The sequence below is a fragment of the Microbacterium sp. JZ101 genome (assembly GCF_053903175.1).
Map to the genome: position 1 here is coordinate 2,758,701 of NZ_CP096400.1, position 20,435 is coordinate 2,779,135.

Genomic DNA, 20,435 nt, shown 5'->3' on the forward strand with positions numbered 1-20,435 from the left:
CGCATGACGAAGGGCCCGCCGGCCGGCGGGCCCTTCGTCATGCGGGTCACCCCTTCGCCGAGCCCGCCAGCAGGCCGCGGACGAAGTATCGCTGCAGGAAGAGGAACACCAGCAGCGGCACGATGATCGCGATGAACGCGCCGGCGGTGAGCAGGTGCCAGTCCTGACCTCGCGACCCGGTCATCTGCGCGAGCAGCTTCGTGATCGGAGCCACGTTGCCGTCCGCGAAGATCAAGGCCACGAGCAGGTCGTTCCAGACCCACAGGAACTGGAAGATCGCGAACGACGCGATCGCCGGCATGCTGAGCGGGAGCACGATCCGGAAGAAGATCTGCCCGTGCCCCGCGCCGTCCACGCGGGCCGCCTCGATGACATCCGCCGGGATCTGCGCGATGAAGTTGTGCAGCAGGAAGATCGCGAGCGGCAGGCCGAAGATCGTGTGCGCGATCCACACCTGCGCGTAGCCCGACGACCCCACCGCCTGGATGACCGGGACCCCGAACAGCTCTCCGCGCGAGAACAGCTGCAGGAGCGGGATGAAGGCCATCTGGATCGGGACGATCTGCAGCGCGAACACGAGCACGAACAGCAGGTTCTTGCCGCGGAAGTCCATCCAGGCGAACCCGTACGCCGCGAGCGTCGCGATGATGAGCGGGATGATCGACGCCGGGAGCGTGATCGCGAAGGAGTTCACGAACGAGCCCAGCATCGTGAGGCCGCCCGTCGAGGTGTTCAGCGCCTCGACGTAGTTGTCGAACGTCCAGCCCCAGTTCTGGGAGACCGTCCACCATCCGGTCGTCTGGATCTCCACACGCGGACGGAACGACGACACGAACACGCCGAACGTCGGGATGGTCCAGAGCACCGCGATGACGAGCGCGGCAACCGTGGCCCACGGGTTCGTCAGGCGGCGCTTGGTGTCGCTCAGCGCGCGCTTCCTCGACGGCTTGCCCGCCGTCGTCACGAGCTCGGTCGCGGTCATCAGCGCACCTCCCTCTGTGCCTTGAGCTGTCGCGCGTTGTAGATGACCAGCGGGAGCACGAGCACGAACAGGATCACGGCGTACGCCGCGGACCGTCCGGCCTCGAAGCTGCGGAACTGCGAGTACATCTCGTTCGCGAGCACCGAGGTGTTGTTCGCGCCCGCGGTCATCGTGCGGACGATGTCGAAGATCTTCATGGACGCGATCGCGATCGTCGTGAGGACCACGATCAGGGAGGGCCGGATGCCCGGCACGACGACGTTCATGAAGCGCTCGTACGCGTTGGCTCCGTCGAGCTCAGCCGCCTCGAGCTGCTCGGTCGGCACGCCCTTGATCGCCGCCGACAGCACGACCATCGCGAATCCGGTGTAGATCCACACGAACACGACGATGAGGAACAGCGTGTTCCAGGGCTCCACCTGGAGGAACGGGACAGGGCTGCCGCCGAACCAGACGATGATCTGGTTGACGAAGCCGATCTGCTCCGCGTCTGCGGGCCGGGCCGTGTACATGAAGCGCCAGATGATCGACGCACCGACGAACGAGATCGCCATCGGCAGGAACACGAGGATCTTGTAGACCTTCTCCCCGCGCGTCTTGTCGATGAAGTACGCGTACACGAGGCCCACGACCGTCGACACGATCGGGGCGATGAGCACCCAGACGATCGTGTTCACGATCGTGCGGATGCCCTGCGGCTGCGTGAAGATCCAGATGAAGTTGTCGAGTCCGATGAACCGCGAGCCGCTCGCATTGAACATCGACTGCCCGAACGTCTGGATGACGGGGAAGACGAGGCCGACGAGCAGCAGGACGAGGGCGGGCGCGAGGAATCCGACGAGCTGGAACAGGTAGCCGGCTCCCTGCTTCGACCGGTAGTCGAGCCAGAAGAACAGCAGGCCGAGGACGCCGGCCGCGATGATCGCCCACCAGTAGGACTGGAGCATCCACATCACGGCCAGGGGCAAGAGCACGCACGCGGCGAGCCGGATGTACGTGTACACCCGGCCCGCGCGCGGCGCGATCTCGATGAAGAAGAGCAGGATGCCGACCGCGAGCAGGAACACCCCGATGATGATCGGGATCTCCAGCCACGGCGAGAGCGTGCTCAGCCAGTCGAGAAACGCTTTCATGTCCGGCCGTTACTCTTCCGGCCAGCCCGATTCGATCTGCTCCAGGACGTCGTCGGTCGAGGCTCCGTTCACCCAGTCGCGCATGCCCGTCCAGAACGTGCCGGCGCCGACTGCGGAGGGCATGAGGTCGGATCCGTCGAAGCGGAACGTCGTCTCCTCGTCCTGGAGGATCTCGATGGCCGCCTTGAGGATCGGGCTCTGCGCGTTCTCGGGGTCGAGCCCGTTGTTCGCGCTGATCACGCCGCCGAGCGAGACGCGGGAGTTCGCCCACTCGGGGCTCGACAGGTACTCCTGCACCTTGACGACGTTCTCGTCGTCGCTGAACGCGCCGACGATCTCGCCGCCGCCCGTGATCATCTGGCCGGCGCCCGCGTCGACCGGGGGCAGCATGAACGCCCAGACATCGCCATCCTCGCCGACCTCGCCGCCGGCCTCGACGATGAAGCCGTCGAGGAACGACGCCTGGTGCGTCAGGAGGCAGTCGCCCGAGACGAGCGCGTTCGCCACGTCGCCGAAGGGCGTCGAGCCGATCGAGGCCACGTCGCCGAAGCCCGCGTTGACGTAGTCCGGGTTGAGGAGGATCTCGGCCGTCGCGTCGAAGGCCTCCTTGATCTGCGGGTCGGTGAAGGGGACCTCGTTCGCGACCCACTGGTCGTAGACGTCGGGGCCGGCCTGGCGCAGGACGAGGTCCTCGATCCAGTCGGTGCCCGGCCATCCGGTCGCGGCGTCGGACCCGAAGCCCGCGCACCACGGGGGCTCGCCCGTCTCGTCGCGGATCTGCTGCGTGAGGTCGAGCAGGCCCTGCCAGTCGGTCGGGACCTCCCAGCCGTGCTCCTCGAACACGCCGGGCTGGTACCAGATCCAGCCCTTCGCGTTGGCCATGAGGGGCGCGCCGTAGATCGTGCCGTCGTGCGAGGCGTAGGTCTCCCAGTCCTCGGCCCAGTACTCGCGGAGGTTCGAGACGACTCCCTCGGGCGCCTCCATGAGGTAGCCGCGGCTCACCATGTCGGACAGCAGGCCGGGCTGCGGGAAGATCGCGAGGTCGGGCGGGTTGCCGCCCTGCGCGCGAACGGCGATCTGCGCCTCGAACTCCTGCGAGCCCTCGTACACGATGTCGATGCCGCTCTCCTCCTCCCATTCCGCCCAGGACTGCTCGAGGAGCTCCGCCTCCGCGTCGACGATCGTGCCGTAGACCGTGACCTGGGCGTCTCCGCCGTCGCCACCGCCCCCGTCTCCGCCGCCATCCGATGCTCCGGGGCCGCTCGTGCATCCCGCGAGAGCGAGACCGGCGATCCCCAGCCCGCTCGCCGCGAGGAGGATCCGCTTGCGTCCTGCAGTCTTCATCGTCTGCTCCTATCTCGAGCATCTTCTCTGTGGAAAGGCTGTGCCCTCCAAGCTAGGAGCCATAGGAGCGCTTCCACAATCACTTGACAGTCACGGACCCGTAACGTCCGCAGACGCACGAAAGCCCCGGGACGAACCCGGGGCCTTCGCGAAGAAGCTTCGAGAAGAAGACTTACTTGAGGGTGACGGTCGCGCCGGCGCCCTCGAGGGCCTCCTTGGCCTTGTCGGCCGTCTCCTTGTTGGCGCCCTCGAGGACAGCCTTGGGAGCGCCGTCGACGACAGCCTTCGCCTCGCCGAGGCCGAGCGAGGTGAGCTCGCGGACGACCTTGATGACCTGGATCTTCTTGTCGCCGGCAGCCTCGAGGATGACGTCGAACGAGTCCTTCTCCTCCTCGGCCGGAGCGTCGCCGCCCGCAGCCGGGGCGCCAGCGGCCGCAACGGCGACCGGGGCAGCAGCGGTGACGTCGAAGGTCTCCTCGAAGGCCTTCACAAACTCGCTGAGCTCGATGAGCGTGAGCTCCTTGAACGCGTCGAGCAGCTCTTCGGTGCTGAGCTTCGCCATGATGTTTCTCCTACTTTTTCGGGGTTTCGGGGTTGCTTCCGCGCAGCCTGATCAGGCTGCGGTCTCCTGCTTCTCGCGCAGCGCCTCGACCGTGCGAACGGTCTTCGACAGCGGCGCCTGGAAGAGGGCGGCAGCCTTCGACATCGAGGCCTTCATCATGCCCGCGACCTTGGCGAGCAGGACTTCGCGGCTCTCGAGGTCAGCGAGCTTGCTGACCTCCTCAGGGCTGAGGGCGGTGCCATCGAAGTAGCCGCCCTTCACCACGAGAAGAGGGTGTGCCTTGGCGAAGGCGCGCAGACCCTTGGCGACGGCGACGGGGTCGCCGTGCACGAAGGCGACGGCCGACGGACCCTTGAGGTCGTCGTCCAGCGCCGTGATCCCCGCGTTGTTCGCGGCGATCTTGGTCAGCGTGTTCTTCACCACGGCGTACTCCGCGTCCTGACGGATCGCGTTGCGGAGCTCCTTGAGCTCGGCAACCGTCAGACCGCGGTACTCGGTGAGCAGAACGGCGGTCGAGCTCTCGAACTGCTTCGTGAGCTCGGCGACCGATGCTTCCTTCTGCGCCATGGCCACTCCTTGATTGTCCTGAGGTGCTCCACGGAGGTGGGGCACCGGCCGCGCCACCCGCCCCGAACATGAGAAAGAGCTCCGGCGCAAGCGCACGGAGCTCGGTTCCCGTTCTCACGGGATTCGTTCGTGACACCTGCGCGGGCCCCTGCAGTGCAGAGCTTCGATCGTCACGTGCTTGCGCACACGGCGATGACCGGCGGTCTTCGGCTCGGACCAGCGTACCCGACTCCAGAGCCTGGGCCAAATCGACGGAGCGGACCTTCCGCACCGAGTCCGCCGAACCCGCATGTCCGGTCGGGACGCCGTCAGGGGGCGGGGTTAGGGTCGAGAGGTGACCCCCGAACTCGCCGCCCGGATCGTCGCGGACTCCCGCGACCGGGTGGCCTGGCTCCGGGCGCGGTCGCAGGGCATCACCGCGACCGACATCGCGACGATCACGAGCGAGCGGGTCATCCCCCGCGCCGCCGAGCAGAAGCTGCGCGGCTCGTCGTTCGGCGGCAACGCGTACACCGATCACGGCCGGCGCCGCGAGCCCGAGATCGCCTCGTGGGTCGCCGCGACCCACGGCATCCAGCCATCCAGCGCCCTCTTCCACGCGACGATCGAGAAGCGCCATCTCGCAACCCCCGACGGGATCGCCGTCGACCAGAGCGGCCGCATCCTGCTCGCCGAGATCAAGACGACGAATAAGACGTGGCGCACCATCCCGCGCTCGTACCTCCGCCAGGTGTGGTGGCAGCAGCACGTGCTCGGCGCCGAGCGGACGCTCTTCGCCTGGGAGGAGCACCGCGACTTCCAGCCGCTGCACGACGAGCCGAAGTGCGTGTGGATCGACCGCGACGACGCGGAGATCTCGCAGCTCGTGAAGCTCGCAACCGCCCTCATCGACGAGCTGTACCGACGCACGACGGGCAACGAGCCGCCGCGCCGGCCCGAGGCCGCCGCGACCGCGCCGCTCACTCCGCGCGAGCGCGCACTCCAGCGCTCCGCGTATCGGGCACTGGCCCTCGCCGACTGACGCGCCGCGTCGCACGCCCGGGTGGCGGGCATGTCTCATCCGCCCCGCCGCGCCATGTCTCACCCGGCGCCGTTATAGACGCCTCATACCGTCAGCAAGCGAGACACGCACCTCACGCCGACGCAGCATGTCTCATCCGCAGCCGCTATCGGCACCCCATACCCACACCAAGCGAGACACGCACCGCCCAGGGGCCAGGCATGTCTCACCCGCCGCCGTTATCGGCACCCCATACCGGCACCAAACGAGACACGCACCGCACGCCCACGCCAACATCACGCGCACCGACATCCGGGAATTAGTTGCGGTTTGTCAACGTTCTGGATATCGTTGACTTTACTCAACTTCTGCATGCCGACGCCGTCATGCCAATCCGGACACGATCGCGAAAGGTGCGTATGAGCGCGCAACCCACCCCCGCACAGGCGCCAGCGGCGCGGATGTCCCGCCGCCAGGTGCTCGAGGCCCTCTCGGGTCTCCTCCTCGCCATGTTCTGCTCCATGGTCTCCACGACCGTGGTCGGCACGTCGCTGCCCATCATCGTCCCGGCGCTCGGCGGCACCCAGGAGTCCTACACCTGGGTCGTGACGATCACCCTCCTCACCACGGCGATCTCGACCCCGATCTGGGGCAAGCTCGCCGACCTCGTCAACCGCAAGACCCTCATGCTCATCGCCCTGGCGGTCTTCGTGCTCGCGAGCGCGGGTGCCGGCATGTCGACGAGCGCCGAGATGCTCATCGCCTTCCGCGCCCTCCAGGGCCTCGGCGGCGGCGGTCTGGCCGCACTCAGCCAGGTGCTCATGGCCGACATCATCAGCCCGCGCGAGCGCGGCAAGTACATGGGCCTGTTCGCCGGCGTGATGGCTGTCGCGACGGTCGGCGGCCCGCTGCTCGGCGGCGTCATGACCGACACGATCGGATGGCGCTGGAACTTCTATGTCGGCGTCCCGCTGGGCGTCATCGCGTTCGCCGTGCTCCTGCGGACGCTGCGGATCGAGCAGATCCGCGCGGCGAAGGTGCGCATCGACTACCTCGGCATCGTCCTCCTCAGCGTCTCGGCCGGTGTGCTCCTCGTCTGGATCACGAACGTGTCGGACTACGGATGGATCAGCTGGGAGACCGCATGGATGGTCGGCATCGCGCTGATCGCGGCCGTCGCGTTCGTGCTCGTCGAGCTCCGCGTCGCCGAGCCGCTCATCCCCCTCACGCTCTTCCGCAACCGCACGTTCACGCTCGCGGTGCTCGCGTCGATCTCGATCGGCGTGGCGATGTTCGGCACATCCGTCTACCTCGGGCAGTACATGCAGATCTCCCGCGGCTACGGCCCGACCGAGGCGGGTCTGCTGACGATCCCGATGGCCGCGGGCATGCTCGTGGCGTCGGCCGTCGTGGGGCAGCTCGTCACGCGCTTCGGCCGCTGGAAGAGCTACCTCGTCGTGGGCGCCGTGCTCATGATCGCCGGAACGGGCCTGCTGTCGACGCTCGCGTACGACACGTCGCTGTGGCTCGTCGGCACGTACATGTTCCTGCTCGGAGCGGGCACCGGCATGACCATGCAGAACCTGGTCCTCGTCGTGCAGAACACGTCGAAGCCGCAGGAGATCGGCGTCGCCAGCTCGGGCGTCAACTTCTTCCGCACGGTCGGCGGCACCGCCGGCGTCGCCGTCATGGGCTCGGTGCTGGCGGCGAGCATGACCCAGCAGCTGACGGATCGCGCACAGGAGATCGGCGCCGCCGTGATGAGCCTGGGCGAGCAGGGCCAGGCCATCCTCGCCCAGCTCCAGTCGGGCGCGCTCCCGGTCACGCGGGACATGCCCGAGGCCATCGCCGTGATCATCGAGGACGCCTCGGCTCAGGCGATCTCGCACGCATTCCTCATCGGCGTGCCCCTGGCCGTCCTGAGCCTCGTGGCGATCGCCTTCCTCCCGAACAAGCCCCTCACCCGGCAGAACAACATCGAGCGGATGCGCGCGCAGCGTCTCGAGGGCGATCTCGCGGTCGCGACCGCCGAGACGGGCTCCATCCCCGTGCACGTCGCAGATGACGGCGACGCGTCATCTGCGCGCAGCCGCTGAGACGATCCGAGAGAATGATCCCGTGACCGCCGACACCGCCCAGGACGCCGCGCCCCCGCGCGGACCCGGGCTCCCGCTTGCGGGGACGACGCCCGCCGAGGGCGTCTCCCCCGAGCAGGCGGAGGCCATCAAGTCGGTCGAGGCCGAGTTCAGCGAGCTGATGACGCACGTGCGGCGCATCATCCACGAGAACGCAGACCGCGTCTCCCCCGGGCTCAACCCCGGCGCCTACAAGGTGTTCACGGCGATCGTCCGCCACGGCCCGCTCAAGGCGTCGACGCTCGTCGAGCGGATGATGCTCGACAAGGGCCAGCTGAGCCGCACCGTGAAGGACCTGCAGGATCTCGGCCTCATCGCCCGCACACCGGATCCGAGCGATCGACGGGCGCACCTCCTCGAGGCGACCCCGCTCGGCATCGCGCGCCTCGAGGAGGCCCGCTCCCACCACGAGAGCCTGCTCTACGACACCCTGCTCGCCTGGGATGTCGAGCGCGTCCGCGACCTCGCGGGCCTCCTCCACGCACTCACCAACGGGACGACGCCCGACCCCCGCTGAGCGTCGGGCCCTCAGTTCACGGAGCAGCTCGCCCCCGCCAGCGGCGGGATCGTCATCGTCACGCCGCTGCGCGTCGGCGACGTCCAGGTGGTCGTCCCCGTTCCGACGACACCGGTCGTGACGACGTCCGCCGAGAAGGATGACCCGAGCAGGAGGTTGCTGAGCCCGCCCAGAAGGTTCCCGAGAAGGGTGCCCGTGAACGTCGTCGTGTAGACGCCGTTCGCCACGGTGGTCGTCGGCGCCGCGGGGGTGGGCGAGCCCGCCACCGGTGTGATCGCGGTCGTCGTCCAGGACGCGTTCGCTGCAGAGTATCCCGAGTACGGCGCTCCGGCGTCGGGCCAGCGCCACGTGATCGTGAGGTAGACCGCCCCGGGGTTGAGCAGTGCAGGACGCGAGCACGTCACCCCCGTGATCGTCGGCGGCTGCAGGCGCAACGCCGTCAGCGTCGCGTTCGCGTGCTCGGTGTCCGTGAATGCTGCATCCGTCGCGGTCGCGGCAGGCGTGAGCGCGGCGCCGCCGAGCGCGGCGGCGAGGGCGAGCGCGGCGATCCGCCTGCGGAGCCGGGTCATCGCGGCGACCTCCGTGCGCGGCGGCCGCGGGCGAGCGCGGCGACGCCTCCGCCCACGAGCACGGCTCCCGCAGCCAGCAACAGCGGCGCGGCCGAGCCGCCCGTCGGCGACAGGTCGCGCTCGTCGTCCTGATCGACGAAGACCTCGTCGCCCGCCGCGCGCACGTGGACCGAGACCTCCGCTTCGGCCGACTCGACGGCCGATGGCGCCAGGCTCACGTCCAGCCGCACGAAGACGGGCTCCTCGGTGCCCGAGCTCCGCAGCCAGTCGGTGGCGCCGTCGAGCGGCAGCGCCCAGTCGGCGCGCAGGACCTCCGCTCCCTCGGGGCACTCCGCCCCCTGCCATGCGACGCCGCACGTGGCGATGTCAGCGACGAGGTCGAGCCCGCCCGTGCCGCGGACGCCGATGTCGAGCGTCCCGGGGTCGGGCGCGTCCACGGAGATCGCGAGCGTCCACGCGACACTCTCCCCCGGCTCGAGCCGCGCCATCCGCTCCCAGTCCGCCGTCGACTCGATCCGGATGTGCTCGCCCTCGATCACCCGCGTCGTCGGAGCAGCGACGGCGGCCGTCGGCAGCGCGACCGCCGCGACGACCGCCGCGAGGCAGAGAGCTCGACGCGGGGTCATCCGGTCCCCCGGCCGTCAGGCGCTGGCTCTTCCCTCGCGCGCTCGGCGCCATCCGCCCGACGCGGCCAGAAGGCCCAGCCGACGAGCAGGGCCGCCCCGATCGAGAGCCCGCCGAGCACACGCGGATCGCCGAAGGACGCGATGACCGGCGCGATCCCGGGCACGGAGAAGAGCACGATCCGCGCCGTGGTGATCGCGTACGGCGCGACGTCGTCCTGCTCGTTCGCGTCGCCGCGCATCGTGATGACGCGCTCGTCGGCGCTCGCCCCCGGGTTGATCGAGGTGATGCGGTGCGTCACGGGCAGCTGGCCCTCGCGGTCCACGGTCACGACGTCGCCCACGTCGAGCGACGCGGCCGGCACACGCTGCACCAGGGCGACGGAGCCGGAGGGGATGGTCGGAGCCATCGATCCCGTGCGGAACATGATGAGCGTGATGTCGAAGAGGTATGCGAGCACCACGAGCACGATGCAGACCGTGCCAGCGATCGCCGCGAGGGTCAGGAGCACGTCGCCGACGAAGCGCGCGGGCGTCCGCCGACGGATGCCCGCGCGCTGGCGGGCGCGGGCGTCGCGGCGCGTCTGCGGAGGAGCGCTCATGCGAGGACGCTCACGAGGACGTCGCCGTGAACTGCCACGTCGGCGTCACGGAGGCTCCCTGCGCCGCGTTGGGCGCGGTCGACGGGAGCGTGACCGCGAAGCAGTAGTTGACGGTGCTCGCTCCGTTGGCAGACAGGCTCTGCGACGACGCGGCGTCGGCACCGAGGGGCGAGCCCGGCGGGATCACGGTCGCGGTCGATGCTCCGAACGTCGTCGCGTCGCACTGCGCCGCGGGAACCGTGCGGACGCCGTACGTGAGGTACTGGCCGAGCCCTGTCGTGGCGTTGGCGTCGGTCGCGGTGAGGAGGACGCTCCCGGCGATCGAGGGATTCACCGTGCGCACGCTGAACAGCGCGTAGGTCGTCGTGCCCGGAGCCATCGCCGTGGGGGCGACCTGGAAGTTCAGGACGGCGGCCGCGCCCGCACTCGCGTGCTCGGTGAAGGTCGTGCCGTTCGTCGCACCCACGATCCCGAACGTGCCCGCCGTGAGCGTCGCCGTCGTGTGCTCGGTGTCGTTCCATGCCGCCAGCGTCGCGGCGGCACCGATGCCGAGCACGACGCCGCCTGCCAGCACCGCCCGCAGGCGGCGCCACCGCAGCGCCCGCCGCCGCGCGTCGCGCGTGGCCTTGCGCGCCACGGGACTACTCCGACGTCGCCGTGAACGACCAGGTCGCCGTCGCGTCGCCCCCCTCCTCGAGCCCCGCCCCGGCCGTCACCTCGAAGCAGCGCTGCACGGGTGCACCGGGCGCGGCGTCTCCCGCGGTGAGGGCCACGTCGGCACCTGCGGTCAGCGCGTCGAGCGTCGCGCCCGATGCGACGAGCGTGCCCGTCGCGGTCGCCGCGCTGCAGGTCGCGTCGGCGGCGATCGCGTACACCTCGTACGACAGGTTCGCCGCATTCACGCCCGTGGCCGCGACGGTGTCGGCGACGAGGGTCGCGTCGGAGGTCGTCGTGTCATCGAGCCGCACCCAGAACGGCGCGTAGACGACGTCGGTCGGCGACAGGTTCTCGGCGAGCGGCAGCGTGAAGGCGAGGGCCGCTCCGGGTGCCGTCTCGTGGTCCGCGTAGCCATCCGTCGCGCTCGTCGTCGAGCCCTCCAGGTTGAACGCGCCGGCCCCGAAGGTCCCCGTCGCGAACTCCGAGTCGTTCCAGGCGGCCAGCGTGACGGCGGCGCCGACGCCGAGGACGAGTCCTCCGGCGAGGACGGCGAAGACCTTGCGGCGACGGGTGTCGGTCGTGCTCATGTGTGCCCCCTCGTGGTGCTGCGCGTGCGGATATCGGTATTCACGCCGTTCCAGCGGCGCACAAGGAACGCCGCGCGCATAGCCCTCAGGCTGGGGGCCGGACACCCACGTGCGTCCGGGGCGGGAGACGACGAAGGCCCCGTCCGGAGACGGGGCCTTCGCAGGATGGGCGTGTTACGCGATCGCGTTGACGTCCAGCGGGATGCCGGGGCCGAACGTGGTCGACACCGCACCCTTCTGGATGTAGCGGCCCTTCGAGCTCGACGGCTTGAGGCGGACGATCTCCTCGAGCGCTGCGCCGATGTTCTCGTTCAGCTGCTCGGCCGAGAACGAGGCCTTGCCGACGACGAAGTGCACGTTGGCGTGCTTGTCGACACGGAACTCGATCTTGCCGCCCTTGATCTCCTCGACGGCCTTGGCCGTGTTGGGGGTGACGGTGCCGGTCTTCGGGTTGGGCATGAGGCCACGGGGGCCGAGCACCTTGCCGAGTCGACCGACCTGGCCCATGAGCTCCGGCACGGCGACGGCCGCGTCGAAGTCGGTCCAGCCGGCGGCGACCTTCTCGATGAGCTCGGCGCCGCCGACCTCGTCCGCACCGGCGGCGATGGCGGCCTCGGCGGCCGGGCCGTTGGCGAAGACGATGACGCGGGCGGTCTTGCCCGTGCCGTGCGGCAGGATGACCGTGCCGCGGACCATCTGGTCCGCCTTGCGCGGGTCGACCGAGAGCTTGAGCGCGACCTCGACGGTCGAGTCGAACTTCTTCGAGCCCGTCTCCTTCGCGAGCGCGACGGCCTCAGCGGGCGTGTAGAACTTGCCGGCCTCGATCTTCTCGGCGGCGGACTGGTAAGCCTTGGACTTGGTAGCCATGTTCGTTATCCCCCTCAGTCCTCGACCGTGATGCCCATGGAGCGGGCGGTGCCGGCGATGATCTTCGAGGCGGCCTCGAGGTCGTTCGCGTTGAGGTCGGGCTGCTTCGTCTTGGCGATCTCGGCGACCTGCTCCTTGGTGAGCTTCGCGACCTTGACCGTGTGCGGCGTGGACGAGCCCTTGGCGACGCCAGCCGCCTTCTTGATGAGCTCGGCTGCCGGCGGAGTCTTCAGGACGAACGTGAAGCTGCGGTCCTCGTAGACGGTGATCTCCACGGGGATGACGTTGCCGCGCTGCGACTCGGTCGCCGCGTTGTACGCCTTGCAGAACTCCATGATGTTGACGCCGTGCTGACCCAGGGCGGGTCCGATCGGCGGCGCCGGGTTGGCTGCACCGGCGTTGATCTGAAGCTTGATCAGGCCGGTCACCTTCTTCTTCGGTGCCATTTCCTCTTCCTCTCATCGAGTGGATGCCGGATGCATCCGCTCTCCCGCGCATCCGGCGGATCCGGATGGCGGTGTGTCGGCCCGCGCGAAAGCGCACGCAAACCACATAAGTCTACCGGATCGCAGAGCCGGCCGCATCGCCCGCTGAACGGCGAACGCCCCGCCGGCGGGAGCCGACGGGGCGTTCGCGACGCGCGAAGCGGGTCAGATCTTGGTGACCTGGTCGAACGAGAGCTCGACGGGCGTCTCGCGCTCGAAGAGCGACACGAGCACCGTGAGCTTGCCGCTCTCGGGCTTGATCTCGCTGATGGAACCGGGAAGGCCGGCGAACGAGCCCTCCTTGATCGTGATCGTCTCGCCGATCTCGAAGTCGACCTCGGCCGGGATGACGCGAGCGGGGGCCGCCTGGCCCTTCTTCGACGCGCCCTTGGCGGCCTGCGCCTGCGCCTCCTTGAGCTCCGCGAGCGGCTTCAGCATGTTGAAGGCCTCTTCGAAGCGGAGGGGCGTCGGGTTGTGGGCGTTGCCCACGAAGCCCGTGACGCCCGGCGTGTGGCGCACGACCGACCAGGTGTCCTCGTTGAGCTCCATGCGCACGAGCACGTAGCCCGGGATGCGCACGCGCGTGACCATCTTGCGCTGGCCGTTCTTGATCTCGACGACGTCCTCCATCGGGACCTCGACCTGGTAGATGTCGTCCTCGACCTCGAGCGTCGACTTGCGCTGCTCGATGTTGGCCTTCACCTTGCGCTCGAAGCCCGCGTACGAGTGGATGACGTACCACTTGCCCTCGAGCGAGCGCAGCTCGCGGCGGAACGCCTCGTAGGGGTCGTCCTCGGCGTCCGACTCCTCGTCGTCGGCGTCGTCGCCGACCTCGGGGCCGTCGTACGGTGCGACCTCCTCGGCGGCAGCCGCCGCGGCCTCGTCGGCCTCCTCGGCCGCGGAGTCCGTGAGGACCTCGGCAGCAGCCTCGACCTCAGCAGCCTCGTCGATGTTCAGTGCGTCGTTCACGATCGCGTCGGCCTCCGGGTCGTCGATGTCGATGTCCTCGTCAGAGTCCTCGTCGAAGTCGCCCTCGACGTGCATGGCGTTGTGCTCAGCGGACGAGCTCGAGCGCTCCTCCTCGGCGAGGACGTTGCCCTCCTGGGCCTCGTCCTCTTCGCTCGACTGCTCAGCAGCCGTCGCCAGGTCGACGTCGTCGGCATACTTCTCAGACACGTGGTTTCTCTTCCGTTCCGGACGCCGAGAGGCGTCACGCAGACTTGCTCTCTCCATTGTGGCGCGGAGAGGGCATGCGCGTCATCCGACCGGCTGGATCAGCTCGGGACGCCGAAGACCACCGTCGTGACCCACGAGAACAGGTAGTCCAGGCCGTACACGAGGGCCATCATGATCACCACGAACCCCAGCACCACGGCGGTGAACTTCAGGAGCTCCTTGCGCGTGGGAGTGACGACCTTGCGGAGCTCGGCGATCACCTGGCGGATGAAGATCACGATGCGCGCGAAGAAGCCTGCCTTCTTGCCGCCGGTCGTGCCAGCCGCCGCGACGATCTCGCCGCCCGAAGCGTCGTGGGCCATGGGTTACCTTTCGTGAGTCAGCTGTCGCTGACGCGCAGGGCGGACAGGAATCGAACCTGCAACCTGCGGTTTTGGAGACCGCTGCTCTGCCAATTGAGCTACCGCCCTAGAGATCGTGCGATCTCAGGAATGCCCCTCCCCGACTGCCGTCGTGCACGAGGCACAGCGGAAGAATGCAGAGGAGCACTGCTTCATCCAGCATACGGCATGCCGATGGGCACCGCGAACCGAGGCGCGCCGTCCGCTCAGCGCGCGTCCGCGTGCTCGCGCGGCGCGTGGGCTTCCAGGAACGCGTACACGTCGGTCGTGTCGACGCCCGGGAAGGAGCCGGTCGGGAGCGTCGCGAGCAGGGTGCGCGGCGTCCGCACGTTCGGCCACGCGCCATCCCGCCACGCGGACTCGAGCTCGGCGGGCGGGCGCCGACAGCAGGTCTCGACCGCGTGCCGCGACACGCCGCGCTGGGGCGTGTCGCGCCCCACGAACCACTTCGTGTCGTCGAAGCGCACGCCGACGCTCACCGAGTGCGCGCCCTGGCTCGAATGCTCCACGCGCGCCGTGCACCAGTAGGTCCCGTTGCCCGTGTCGGTGTACTGGTAGTACGGGTTGAACCGGTCGTCGACGTCGAAGACGACGCGGCTCGTCCAGAGCCGACAGCACAGCTGCCCCTCGATCGACCCGAGGCGGTCGGTCGGGAAGTTGACGTCGTCGTTCTCGTAGGCCTTCGTGATCGTGCCCGACTCGTGCACCTTGAGGAAGTGGACAGGGATGTCGAGGTGCCGGGTCGCGAGGTTCGTGAACCGGTGGGCTGCGCTCTCATACGACACCGCATAGGCGTCGCGGAGGTCCTCGATGGAGATCGCGCGTCGCGCCTTCGCCTCGCGCAGCACGGGCACCGCGTGATCCTCCGGGATGAGCAGGGCGCCGGTCAGGTAGTTCTGCTCGACGCGCTGCCGCAGGAACTCCCGATAGTCCGAAGGCGCCGAGTGCCCGAGCACGCGGCTGGCGAGAGCCTGCAGCACCGCCGTGCGCGGGTCGCCGCTCACCCGGTCGGAGAGGTAGAGCCGCCCGTGGCGGAGGTCGGCGACGCTGCGCGTGGTCTGCGGGAGGTCGGGCACGTAGTGGAGCGTGAAGCCGAGATGCGCCGCGATGTCGCTCGCCGCGCGCTGCGTGAGCGGCCCTCCCGGGTGGTCGATCGCCGCGAGGAGCTCGCGCGCCTTCTGCTCGAGCTCCGGGAAGTAGTTGTCCTGCCGTCGCATGAGACGGCGCAGCTCGACGTTCGCGCGGCGCGCCTCCTCGGGCGTCGCCGAGCGCTCGTCATGCAGGCGGTCGATCTCGCCGGTCAGGCGGAGGATGGCTCGGAGCACGTCATCGGGGACGGCCTTGGGGATGCGGAAGGGCTCGATCCCGAGGGTCTGCATGCGCGGCGAGCGCAGCGCCCGCTCGAGCGCGATCTCCATGCCCGCCCGCTCGTCGAGCGCGTCGGCCTCGAGCAGCGCGTCGATGCCCACGCCGAGCGCCTTCGCGATCGTGCGCAGCATCGACAGGCGCGGCTCGCGCCGCCCGTTCTCGATCATCGAGAGCTGGCTCGGTGCGCGCCCGACCGCCGCCGCGAGCGCATCGAGCGTCATGCCCCGCTCGGCGCGGAGCTGGCGGATGCGGCGCCCCACGGCGAGCGCGTCGGGCCCGTCCTCTTCGACTTCTTCTGCGGCGACCATGCGCCGATGATGCCACAGGACATCCGATCTGCAGAAGATCTCGTGAACTTCTCCTCACGAACCGTCCCCGAATCGCTCGACTTTCTCGGATCGTTGTGTTCACGACAGCACGCGGCACCCGCCGCTCACCACGAGGAGCACGATGATGAGCACCCCCGAAGAGAACACGACCGCCGGTCGCCGCCCGGGCGACCAGACCCAGACGGCCGAGGAGCTCCGCCTCGAGTGGAGCGCCGACCCCCGCTGGAACGGCATCACGCGCGACTACACGGCCGAGGACGTCATCCGCCTGCGCGGCACCGTCCGCGAGGAGGCGACCCTCGCCCGCCGCGGCGCGGAGGTCCTGTGGGAGCGCCTGAACTCGGACGAGTACATCCGCGCGCTCGGAGCGCTCACCGGCAACCAGGCGGTCCAGCAGGTCCGTGCAGGGCTCAAGGCGATCTACCTCTCCGGATGGCAGGTCGCGGCAGACGCGAACCTCTCCGGGCAGACGTATCCCGACCAGTCGCTCTACCCCGCGAACTCCGTTCCGGCCGTCGTGCGCCGCATCAACAACGCCCTCCTCCGCCAGGACCAGCTCGAGCACGCCGAGGGCGAGGTGACCCGCGACTGGCTCGCCCCGATCGTCGCCGACGCGGAGGCCGGCTTCGGCGGCCCGCTCAACGCCTACGAGCTGGCGCACGCGATGATCCAGGCGGGCGCCGCCGGCATCCACTGGGAGGACCAGCTCGCGAGCGAGAAGAAGTGCGGGCACCTCGGGGGCAAGGTCCTCGTGCCGACGCAGCAGCACATCCGCACGCTCAACGCCGCGCGGCTCGCGGCCGACGTCGCGGGCGTGCCGACCATCCAGATCGCGCGCACCGATGCCCTCGCAGCCGACCTCCTGACGAGCGACGTCGACGAGCGCGACCGCGCGTTCACGACCGGCGAGCGCACGGACGAGGGCTTCTACCGCGTGCGCAACGGCATCGAGCCGGTGATCTCCCGCGGGCTCGCCTACGCCCCGTACGCCGACCTGCTCTGGGTCGAGACGGGAACCCCCGACATCGAGCTCGCCCGCGAGTTCGCGGCGGCGATCCACGCCGAGCACCCCGGCAAGATGCTCGCCTACAACTGCTCGCCCAGCTTCAACTGGCACCGCGCGCTGTCCGACAGCCAGATCGCGTCGTTCCAGGAGCAGCTCGCCGAGCTCGGCTACCGGTTCCAGTTCATCACCCTCGCCGGCTTCCACGCCCTCAACCACTCGATGTACCAGCTCGCGCGCGGCTACGCCGAGCGCGCGATGACGGCCTACGTCGAGCTGCAGGACGCCGAGTTCGCCGCCGAGGCCGACGGCTACACCGCCACCAAGCACCAGCGCGAGGTCGGCACCGGCTACTTCGACCACGTGTCGACCGCCCTCAACCCCTCGAGCGCCACCCTCGCTCTCGTCGGCTCCACCGAGGCCGAGCAGTTCCACTGATGCCGCACCCGGCTCAGGCCATCCGCTTCCCTTCCCTTCAGGAGTCATCATGACCATCACCGACATCGCCCCGCCCGCCGCCGACGAGCGCTACCGCGCGCGCACCGCCCCGTCGATCGAGGTCGCCGGCCGCCTCCACGAGCGCTTCGAGGAGATCCTCACCCCCGAGGCGCTCGCGTTCCTCGCCCAGCTGCACGAGCTCTTCGCAGGCGCGCGCTACGACCGTCTCGCCGATCGGATGCGGCGCGGCTACGAGATCGGCAACGGCCGGGACCCGCGCTTCCGCGAGGACATCGCGCGCATCCGCGAAGACGCCTCCTGGCGCGTCGCGGGCCCCGGGCCGGGTCTCGAGGACCGACGCGTCGAGATCACCGGCCCGACCGATCCGCGCATGACGATCAACGCGCTGAACTCGGGGGCCCGCGTGTGGCTCGCCGACCAGGAGGACGCGACGAGCCCGACCTGGCGCAATGTCATCGGCGGGCAGCTGTCGCTGCGCGACGCGATCCGCGGCGACCTCTCGTACACGAGCCCGGACGGCCGCCGCTACGAGGTCACCGCCGAGCGCACGCCCACGATCGTGATGCGACCCCGCGGCTGGCACCTCGAGGAGCACCACCTGCTCTTCACCGACCGCCACGGGCGCACGATGCCCGCTTCGGGCTCGCTCGTCGACTTCGGCCTCTACGTCTTCCACAACGCCGAGCAGCTCATCGCCAACGGCGCAGGCCCGTACTTCTACCTGCCGAAGATCGAGTCTGCGGAGGAGGCGCGCCTGTGGGACCACGTCTTCTCGTTCTCGGAGCAGTACCTCGGCATCCCGCACGGCACGATCCGCGCGACCGTGCTGATCGAGACGCTGCCGGCCGCGTTCGAGATGGAGGAGATCCTCTACGAGCTGCGCGACCACTGCGCGGGGCTCAACGCGGGCCGCTGGGACTACATCTTCTCGATCATCAAGACCTACCGCGGCCGCGGATCGCGCTTCGTGCTGCCCGACCGGAACGAGGTCACGATGACAGTCGACTTCATGCGCGCCTACACCGAGCTCCTCGTGCAGACGTGCCACCGGCGCGGCGCGTACGCGATCGGCGGCATGAGCGCGTTCATCCCCAACCGCAGGGACCCCGAGGCGAATGCGCGGGCGATGGAGAAGGTCGCGGCCGACAAGAAGCGCGAGGCAGCGGACGGCTTCGACGGCACGTGGGTCGCGCACCCCGACCTCATCCCCGTCGCCCAGGCGGAGTTCGACGCCGTGCTCGGAGACCGGCCGAACCAGCTCGAGCGCACCCGCGACGACGTCAGGGTGCGCGAGCGCCACCTGCTCAACCTGTGGATCGGGCGCGCGATCACCGACGAGGGCGTCCACGGGAACGTGTCCGTGGCCATCCGCTACATCGAGGCCTGGCTGCGCGGGCTCGGGGCCGTGGCGATCGACGGCCTCATGGAGGACGCGGCGACGGCCGAGATCTCGCGCTCGCAGATCTGGCAGTGGATCCGGCAGGAGCAGGTCACCGAGCAGGGCACGCCGATCACCCGCGAGTACGTGTCGGAGCTCGTCGACCGGGTGCTCGGCGAGGTCGAGCGCTCGGAGGGCGACCGCTTCGACGAGGCGGCCGAGGTCTTCCGCGACGTGGCCCTGAGCCCGACGTTCCGCGCCTTCCTCACGACGAAGGCCTACGCCGACCATCTCGTCGAACGGGACTGACGTCCTGCGCCCGTGCGAGTCGGAGCCTCGGGCCTCCGGCTCGCACGGGCTTGACCAGGGCGAAGGAACGGCCGAGTTTTCGCCCCGTCGGCGAGCGGCGCGCCCGCGTCGCGCCGACTACGCTGGGGGCGTGACCGACCGCGCACCGCTCTCTCGCAAGCTCTCCGCCATCGCCGAATCCGCGACCCTCAAGGTCGACGCCAAGGCGAAAGCCCTGAAGGCCGAGGGCAAGCCCGTCATCTCGTATGCCGCCGGCGAGCCCGACTTCTCGACGCCGCAGTTCGTCGTGGACGCGGCGGCCGAGGCGCTCCGCAACCCGGCGAACTTCCGCTACACCCCCGCCGCGGGTCTCCTCCCGCTGCGCGAGGCGATCGCCGCGAAGACCCTCCGCGACTCGGGCCTCGAGGTGTCGCCGAGCCAGATCGTCGTGACGAACGGCGGCAAGCAGGCCGTCTACCAGGCGTTCCAGGCCGTCGTGAACCCCGGCGACGAGGTGCTCCTGCCCGCGCCGTACTGGACGACGTACCCCGAGGCCATCCGCCTCGCCGACGGCGTCCCGGTCGAGGTCTTCGCGGGCGCCGACCAGGAGTACAAGGTCACCGTCGAGCAGCTCGAGGCCGCGCGCACGGAGCGCACGACCGTCCTCGTGTTCGTGTCGCCCTCCAACCCCACCGGCTCGGTCTACACCGCCGAGGAGACCGCCGCGATCGGCCAGTGGGCGCTCGAGCACGGCATCTGGGTGATCACCGACGAGATCTACCAGAACCTCGTCTACGAGGGCACGCGCGCCGTGTCGATCGTCGAGGCCGTCCCCGAGCTCGCCGGGCAGACCCTGCTGCTGAACGGCGTCGCGAAGACGTACGCCATGACCGGATGGCGCGTGGGCTGGATGGTCGGGCCCTCCGACGCGATCAACCTCGCCGCGAACCTCCAGTCGCACCTCACGAGCAACGTCAACAACATCGCGCAGATCGCGGCGACCACCGCACTCAGCGGACCGCAGGACGAGGTCGAGGAGTTCCGCACGGCGTTCGACCGCCGTCGCCGCCTCATCGTCTCGGAGCTCGCGAAGATCGAGGGCGTCACCGTGCCGAACCCGCTCGGGGCGTTCTACGCGTACCCCGACGTGCAGGGCCTGCTCGGCCGCGAGTGGAAGGGGCGCCGCATCGAGACGTCGCTCGAGCTCGCCGACTTCATCCTCGACGAGGCCGAGGTCGCCGTCGTGCCGGGCGAGGCCTTCGGCCCGAGCGGCTACCTGCGCCTGTCGTACGCGCTCGGCGACGACCAGCTGCTCGAGGGCGTCCAGCGCCTCCAGGAGCTCTTCGCGTAACACCCCGTCGGTCGGCCCACCACGGCCCACGAGACTAGCCCCCGTCGTCGAG

General features: G+C 69.6%; 21 protein-coding genes and 1 tRNA gene. 6 read left to right on the forward strand and 16 right to left on the reverse strand.

Annotated features, from left to right (window positions below; genetic code table 11):
• Positions 1–46: 46 nt before the first annotated feature.
• The 5 genes from M1D56_RS12830 to rplJ all read right to left on the reverse strand — a co-directional run bounded on the left by M1D56_RS12830 (position 47) and on the right by rplJ (position 4,588).
• Positions 47–982 carry a carbohydrate ABC transporter permease gene (locus M1D56_RS12830; RefSeq protein ID WP_456283761.1) on the reverse strand — a complete coding sequence of 312 codons (936 nt, stop codon included), beginning with the start codon at positions 980–982 and terminating at the stop codon, positions 47–49.
• Positions 982–2,115 carry a carbohydrate ABC transporter permease gene (locus tag M1D56_RS12835; RefSeq protein ID WP_456283762.1) on the reverse strand — a complete coding sequence of 378 codons (1,134 nt, stop codon included), beginning with the start codon at positions 2,113–2,115 and terminating at the stop codon, positions 982–984. Before M1D56_RS12835 ends, M1D56_RS12830 begins: the two co-directional genes overlap by 1 nt.
• Positions 2,116–2,124: 9 nt before the next feature.
• The gene (locus M1D56_RS12840; RefSeq protein WP_456283763.1) at positions 2,125–3,459 is read right to left on the reverse strand and encodes an ABC transporter substrate-binding protein; all 1,335 of its coding nucleotides are present in this window, start codon (positions 3,457–3,459) and stop codon (positions 2,125–2,127) included.
• A 172-nt stretch (positions 3,460–3,631) separates the two neighbouring features.
• Positions 3,632–4,021 carry a 50S ribosomal protein L7/L12 gene (gene rplL / locus M1D56_RS12845; RefSeq protein WP_271173630.1) on the reverse strand — a complete coding sequence of 130 codons (390 nt, stop codon included), beginning with the start codon at positions 4,019–4,021 and terminating at the stop codon, positions 3,632–3,634.
• Positions 4,022–4,072: 51 nt separating this feature from the next.
• The gene (rplJ, locus tag M1D56_RS12850; protein WP_271173631.1) at positions 4,073–4,588 is read right to left on the reverse strand and encodes a 50S ribosomal protein L10; all 516 of its coding nucleotides are present in this window, start codon (positions 4,586–4,588) and stop codon (positions 4,073–4,075) included.
• A 334-nt stretch (positions 4,589–4,922) separates the two neighbouring features.
• Here rplJ and M1D56_RS12855 point away from each other — a divergent pair, with 334 nt between their 5' ends.
• The 3 genes from M1D56_RS12855 (at position 4,923) to M1D56_RS12865 (ending at position 8,240) form a co-directional block, all read left to right on the forward strand.
• Entirely contained in the window at positions 4,923–5,609 is a 687-nt protein-coding gene (locus tag M1D56_RS12855) for a YqaJ viral recombinase family protein (protein ID WP_456283764.1), read from the forward strand.
• Positions 5,610–6,049: 440 nt separating this feature from the next.
• Entirely contained in the window at positions 6,050–7,684 is a 1,635-nt protein-coding gene (locus tag M1D56_RS12860; RefSeq protein ID WP_456283765.1) for a DHA2 family efflux MFS transporter permease subunit, read from the forward strand.
• A 22-nt stretch (positions 7,685–7,706) separates the two neighbouring features.
• Complete coding sequence (locus tag M1D56_RS12865) at positions 7,707–8,240, forward strand: MarR family winged helix-turn-helix transcriptional regulator (protein ID WP_271173634.1); 534 nt, start codon at positions 7,707–7,709, stop codon at positions 8,238–8,240.
• 11 nt (positions 8,241–8,251) lie between these two features.
• Here M1D56_RS12865 and M1D56_RS12870 read toward each other — a convergent pair whose 3' ends face one another.
• The 11 genes from M1D56_RS12870 to M1D56_RS12920 all read right to left on the reverse strand — a co-directional run bounded on the left by M1D56_RS12870 (position 8,252) and on the right by M1D56_RS12920 (position 15,883).
• Positions 8,252–8,809: a hypothetical protein gene (locus M1D56_RS12870; RefSeq protein WP_324014095.1), complete on the reverse strand. Its 558-nt coding sequence runs from the start codon at positions 8,807–8,809 to the stop codon at positions 8,252–8,254.
• Complete coding sequence (locus M1D56_RS12875; protein ID WP_456283766.1) at positions 8,806–9,435, reverse strand: hypothetical protein; 630 nt, start codon at positions 9,433–9,435, stop codon at positions 8,806–8,808. The genes M1D56_RS12870 and M1D56_RS12875 overlap by 4 nt, the downstream gene beginning before the upstream one ends.
• Entirely contained in the window at positions 9,432–10,034 is a 603-nt protein-coding gene (locus tag M1D56_RS12880; protein ID WP_456283767.1) for a signal peptidase I, read from the reverse strand. The genes M1D56_RS12875 and M1D56_RS12880 overlap by 4 nt, the downstream gene beginning before the upstream one ends.
• 10 nt (positions 10,035–10,044) lie before the next feature.
• On the reverse strand, positions 10,045–10,671 hold the full coding sequence (locus M1D56_RS12885; RefSeq protein WP_271173638.1) for a SipW-dependent-type signal peptide-containing protein: 627 nt from the start codon (positions 10,669–10,671) through the stop codon (positions 10,045–10,047).
• A gap of 4 nt (positions 10,672–10,675) precedes the next feature.
• Entirely contained in the window at positions 10,676–11,278 is a 603-nt protein-coding gene (locus M1D56_RS12890; RefSeq protein WP_456283768.1) for a SipW-dependent-type signal peptide-containing protein, read from the reverse strand.
• Positions 11,279–11,452: 174 nt separating this feature from the next.
• Complete coding sequence (gene rplA / locus M1D56_RS12895; protein ID WP_271173640.1) at positions 11,453–12,145, reverse strand: 50S ribosomal protein L1; 693 nt, start codon at positions 12,143–12,145, stop codon at positions 11,453–11,455.
• Positions 12,146–12,159: 14 nt separating this feature from the next.
• Complete coding sequence (rplK, locus tag M1D56_RS12900; protein ID WP_271173641.1) at positions 12,160–12,591, reverse strand: 50S ribosomal protein L11; 432 nt, start codon at positions 12,589–12,591, stop codon at positions 12,160–12,162.
• 204 nt (positions 12,592–12,795) lie between these two features.
• A complete protein-coding gene (gene nusG / locus M1D56_RS12905; RefSeq protein ID WP_271173642.1) occupies positions 12,796–13,806 on the reverse strand; it encodes a transcription termination/antitermination protein NusG in 1,011 nt (336 codons plus the stop codon).
• A 98-nt stretch (positions 13,807–13,904) separates the two neighbouring features.
• A complete protein-coding gene (secE, locus tag M1D56_RS12910; protein ID WP_271173643.1) occupies positions 13,905–14,168 on the reverse strand; it encodes a preprotein translocase subunit SecE in 264 nt (87 codons plus the stop codon).
• Between the two features lie 35 nt (positions 14,169–14,203).
• Positions 14,204–14,276: transfer RNA gene (locus M1D56_RS12915), tRNA-Trp, on the reverse strand.
• Positions 14,277–14,413: 137 nt separating this feature from the next.
• The gene (locus M1D56_RS12920) at positions 14,414–15,883 is read right to left on the reverse strand and encodes a helix-turn-helix domain-containing protein (protein WP_456283769.1); all 1,470 of its coding nucleotides are present in this window, start codon (positions 15,881–15,883) and stop codon (positions 14,414–14,416) included.
• A gap of 145 nt (positions 15,884–16,028) precedes the next feature.
• Between M1D56_RS12920 and aceA the strand changes: the two genes are divergently transcribed.
• The 3 genes from aceA (at position 16,029) to M1D56_RS12935 (ending at position 20,383) form a co-directional block, all read left to right on the forward strand.
• Positions 16,029–17,345, forward strand: a complete 1,317-nt coding sequence (aceA, locus tag M1D56_RS12925) for an isocitrate lyase (protein ID WP_456283770.1) — start codon at positions 16,029–16,031, stop codon at positions 17,343–17,345.
• A gap of 49 nt (positions 17,346–17,394) precedes the next feature.
• Complete coding sequence (gene aceB / locus M1D56_RS12930) at positions 17,395–19,053, forward strand: malate synthase A (protein WP_456283771.1); 1,659 nt, start codon at positions 17,395–17,397, stop codon at positions 19,051–19,053.
• 130 nt (positions 19,054–19,183) lie between these two features.
• Positions 19,184–20,383: a pyridoxal phosphate-dependent aminotransferase gene (locus M1D56_RS12935; protein WP_456283772.1), complete on the forward strand. Its 1,200-nt coding sequence runs from the start codon at positions 19,184–19,186 to the stop codon at positions 20,381–20,383.
• Positions 20,384–20,435 lie beyond the last annotated feature (52 nt).

Excerpts from the sequence above, each read along its gene's own strand:
- M1D56_RS12830 (WP_456283761.1), bottom strand. The coding sequence starts at position 982 with ATGACCGCGACCGAGCTCGTGACGACGGCGGGCAAGCCGTCGAGGAAG.
- M1D56_RS12835 (WP_456283762.1), bottom strand. The coding sequence starts at position 2,115 with ATGAAAGCGTTTCTCGACTGGCTGAGCACGCTCTCGCCGTGGCTGGAG.
- M1D56_RS12840 (WP_456283763.1), bottom strand. The coding sequence starts at position 3,459 with ATGAAGACTGCAGGACGCAAGCGGATCCTCCTCGCGGCGAGCGGGCTG.
- rplL (WP_271173630.1), bottom strand. The coding sequence starts at position 4,021 with ATGGCGAAGCTCAGCACCGAAGAGCTGCTCGACGCGTTCAAGGAGCTC.
- rplJ (WP_271173631.1), bottom strand. The coding sequence starts at position 4,588 with ATGGCGCAGAAGGAAGCATCGGTCGCCGAGCTCACGAAGCAGTTCGAG.
- M1D56_RS12860 (WP_456283765.1), top strand. The coding sequence starts at position 6,050 with ATGTCCCGCCGCCAGGTGCTCGAGGCCCTCTCGGGTCTCCTCCTCGCC.
- M1D56_RS12870 (WP_324014095.1), bottom strand. The coding sequence starts at position 8,809 with ATGACCCGGCTCCGCAGGCGGATCGCCGCGCTCGCCCTCGCCGCCGCG.
- M1D56_RS12875 (WP_456283766.1), bottom strand. The coding sequence starts at position 9,435 with ATGACCCCGCGTCGAGCTCTCTGCCTCGCGGCGGTCGTCGCGGCGGTC.
- M1D56_RS12880 (WP_456283767.1), bottom strand. The coding sequence starts at position 10,034 with ATGAGCGCTCCTCCGCAGACGCGCCGCGACGCCCGCGCCCGCCAGCGC.
- M1D56_RS12890 (WP_456283768.1), bottom strand. The coding sequence starts at position 11,278 with ATGAGCACGACCGACACCCGTCGCCGCAAGGTCTTCGCCGTCCTCGCC.
- rplA (WP_271173640.1), bottom strand. The coding sequence starts at position 12,145 with ATGGCTACCAAGTCCAAGGCTTACCAGTCCGCCGCCGAGAAGATCGAG.
- rplK (WP_271173641.1), bottom strand. The coding sequence starts at position 12,591 with ATGGCACCGAAGAAGAAGGTGACCGGCCTGATCAAGCTTCAGATCAAC.
- secE (WP_271173643.1), bottom strand. The coding sequence starts at position 14,168 with ATGGCCCACGACGCTTCGGGCGGCGAGATCGTCGCGGCGGCTGGCACG.
- M1D56_RS12920 (WP_456283769.1), bottom strand. The coding sequence starts at position 15,883 with ATGGTCGCCGCAGAAGAAGTCGAAGAGGACGGGCCCGACGCGCTCGCC.
- aceA (WP_456283770.1), top strand. The coding sequence starts at position 16,029 with ATGAGCACCCCCGAAGAGAACACGACCGCCGGTCGCCGCCCGGGCGAC.
- aceB (WP_456283771.1), top strand. The coding sequence starts at position 17,395 with ATGACCATCACCGACATCGCCCCGCCCGCCGCCGACGAGCGCTACCGC.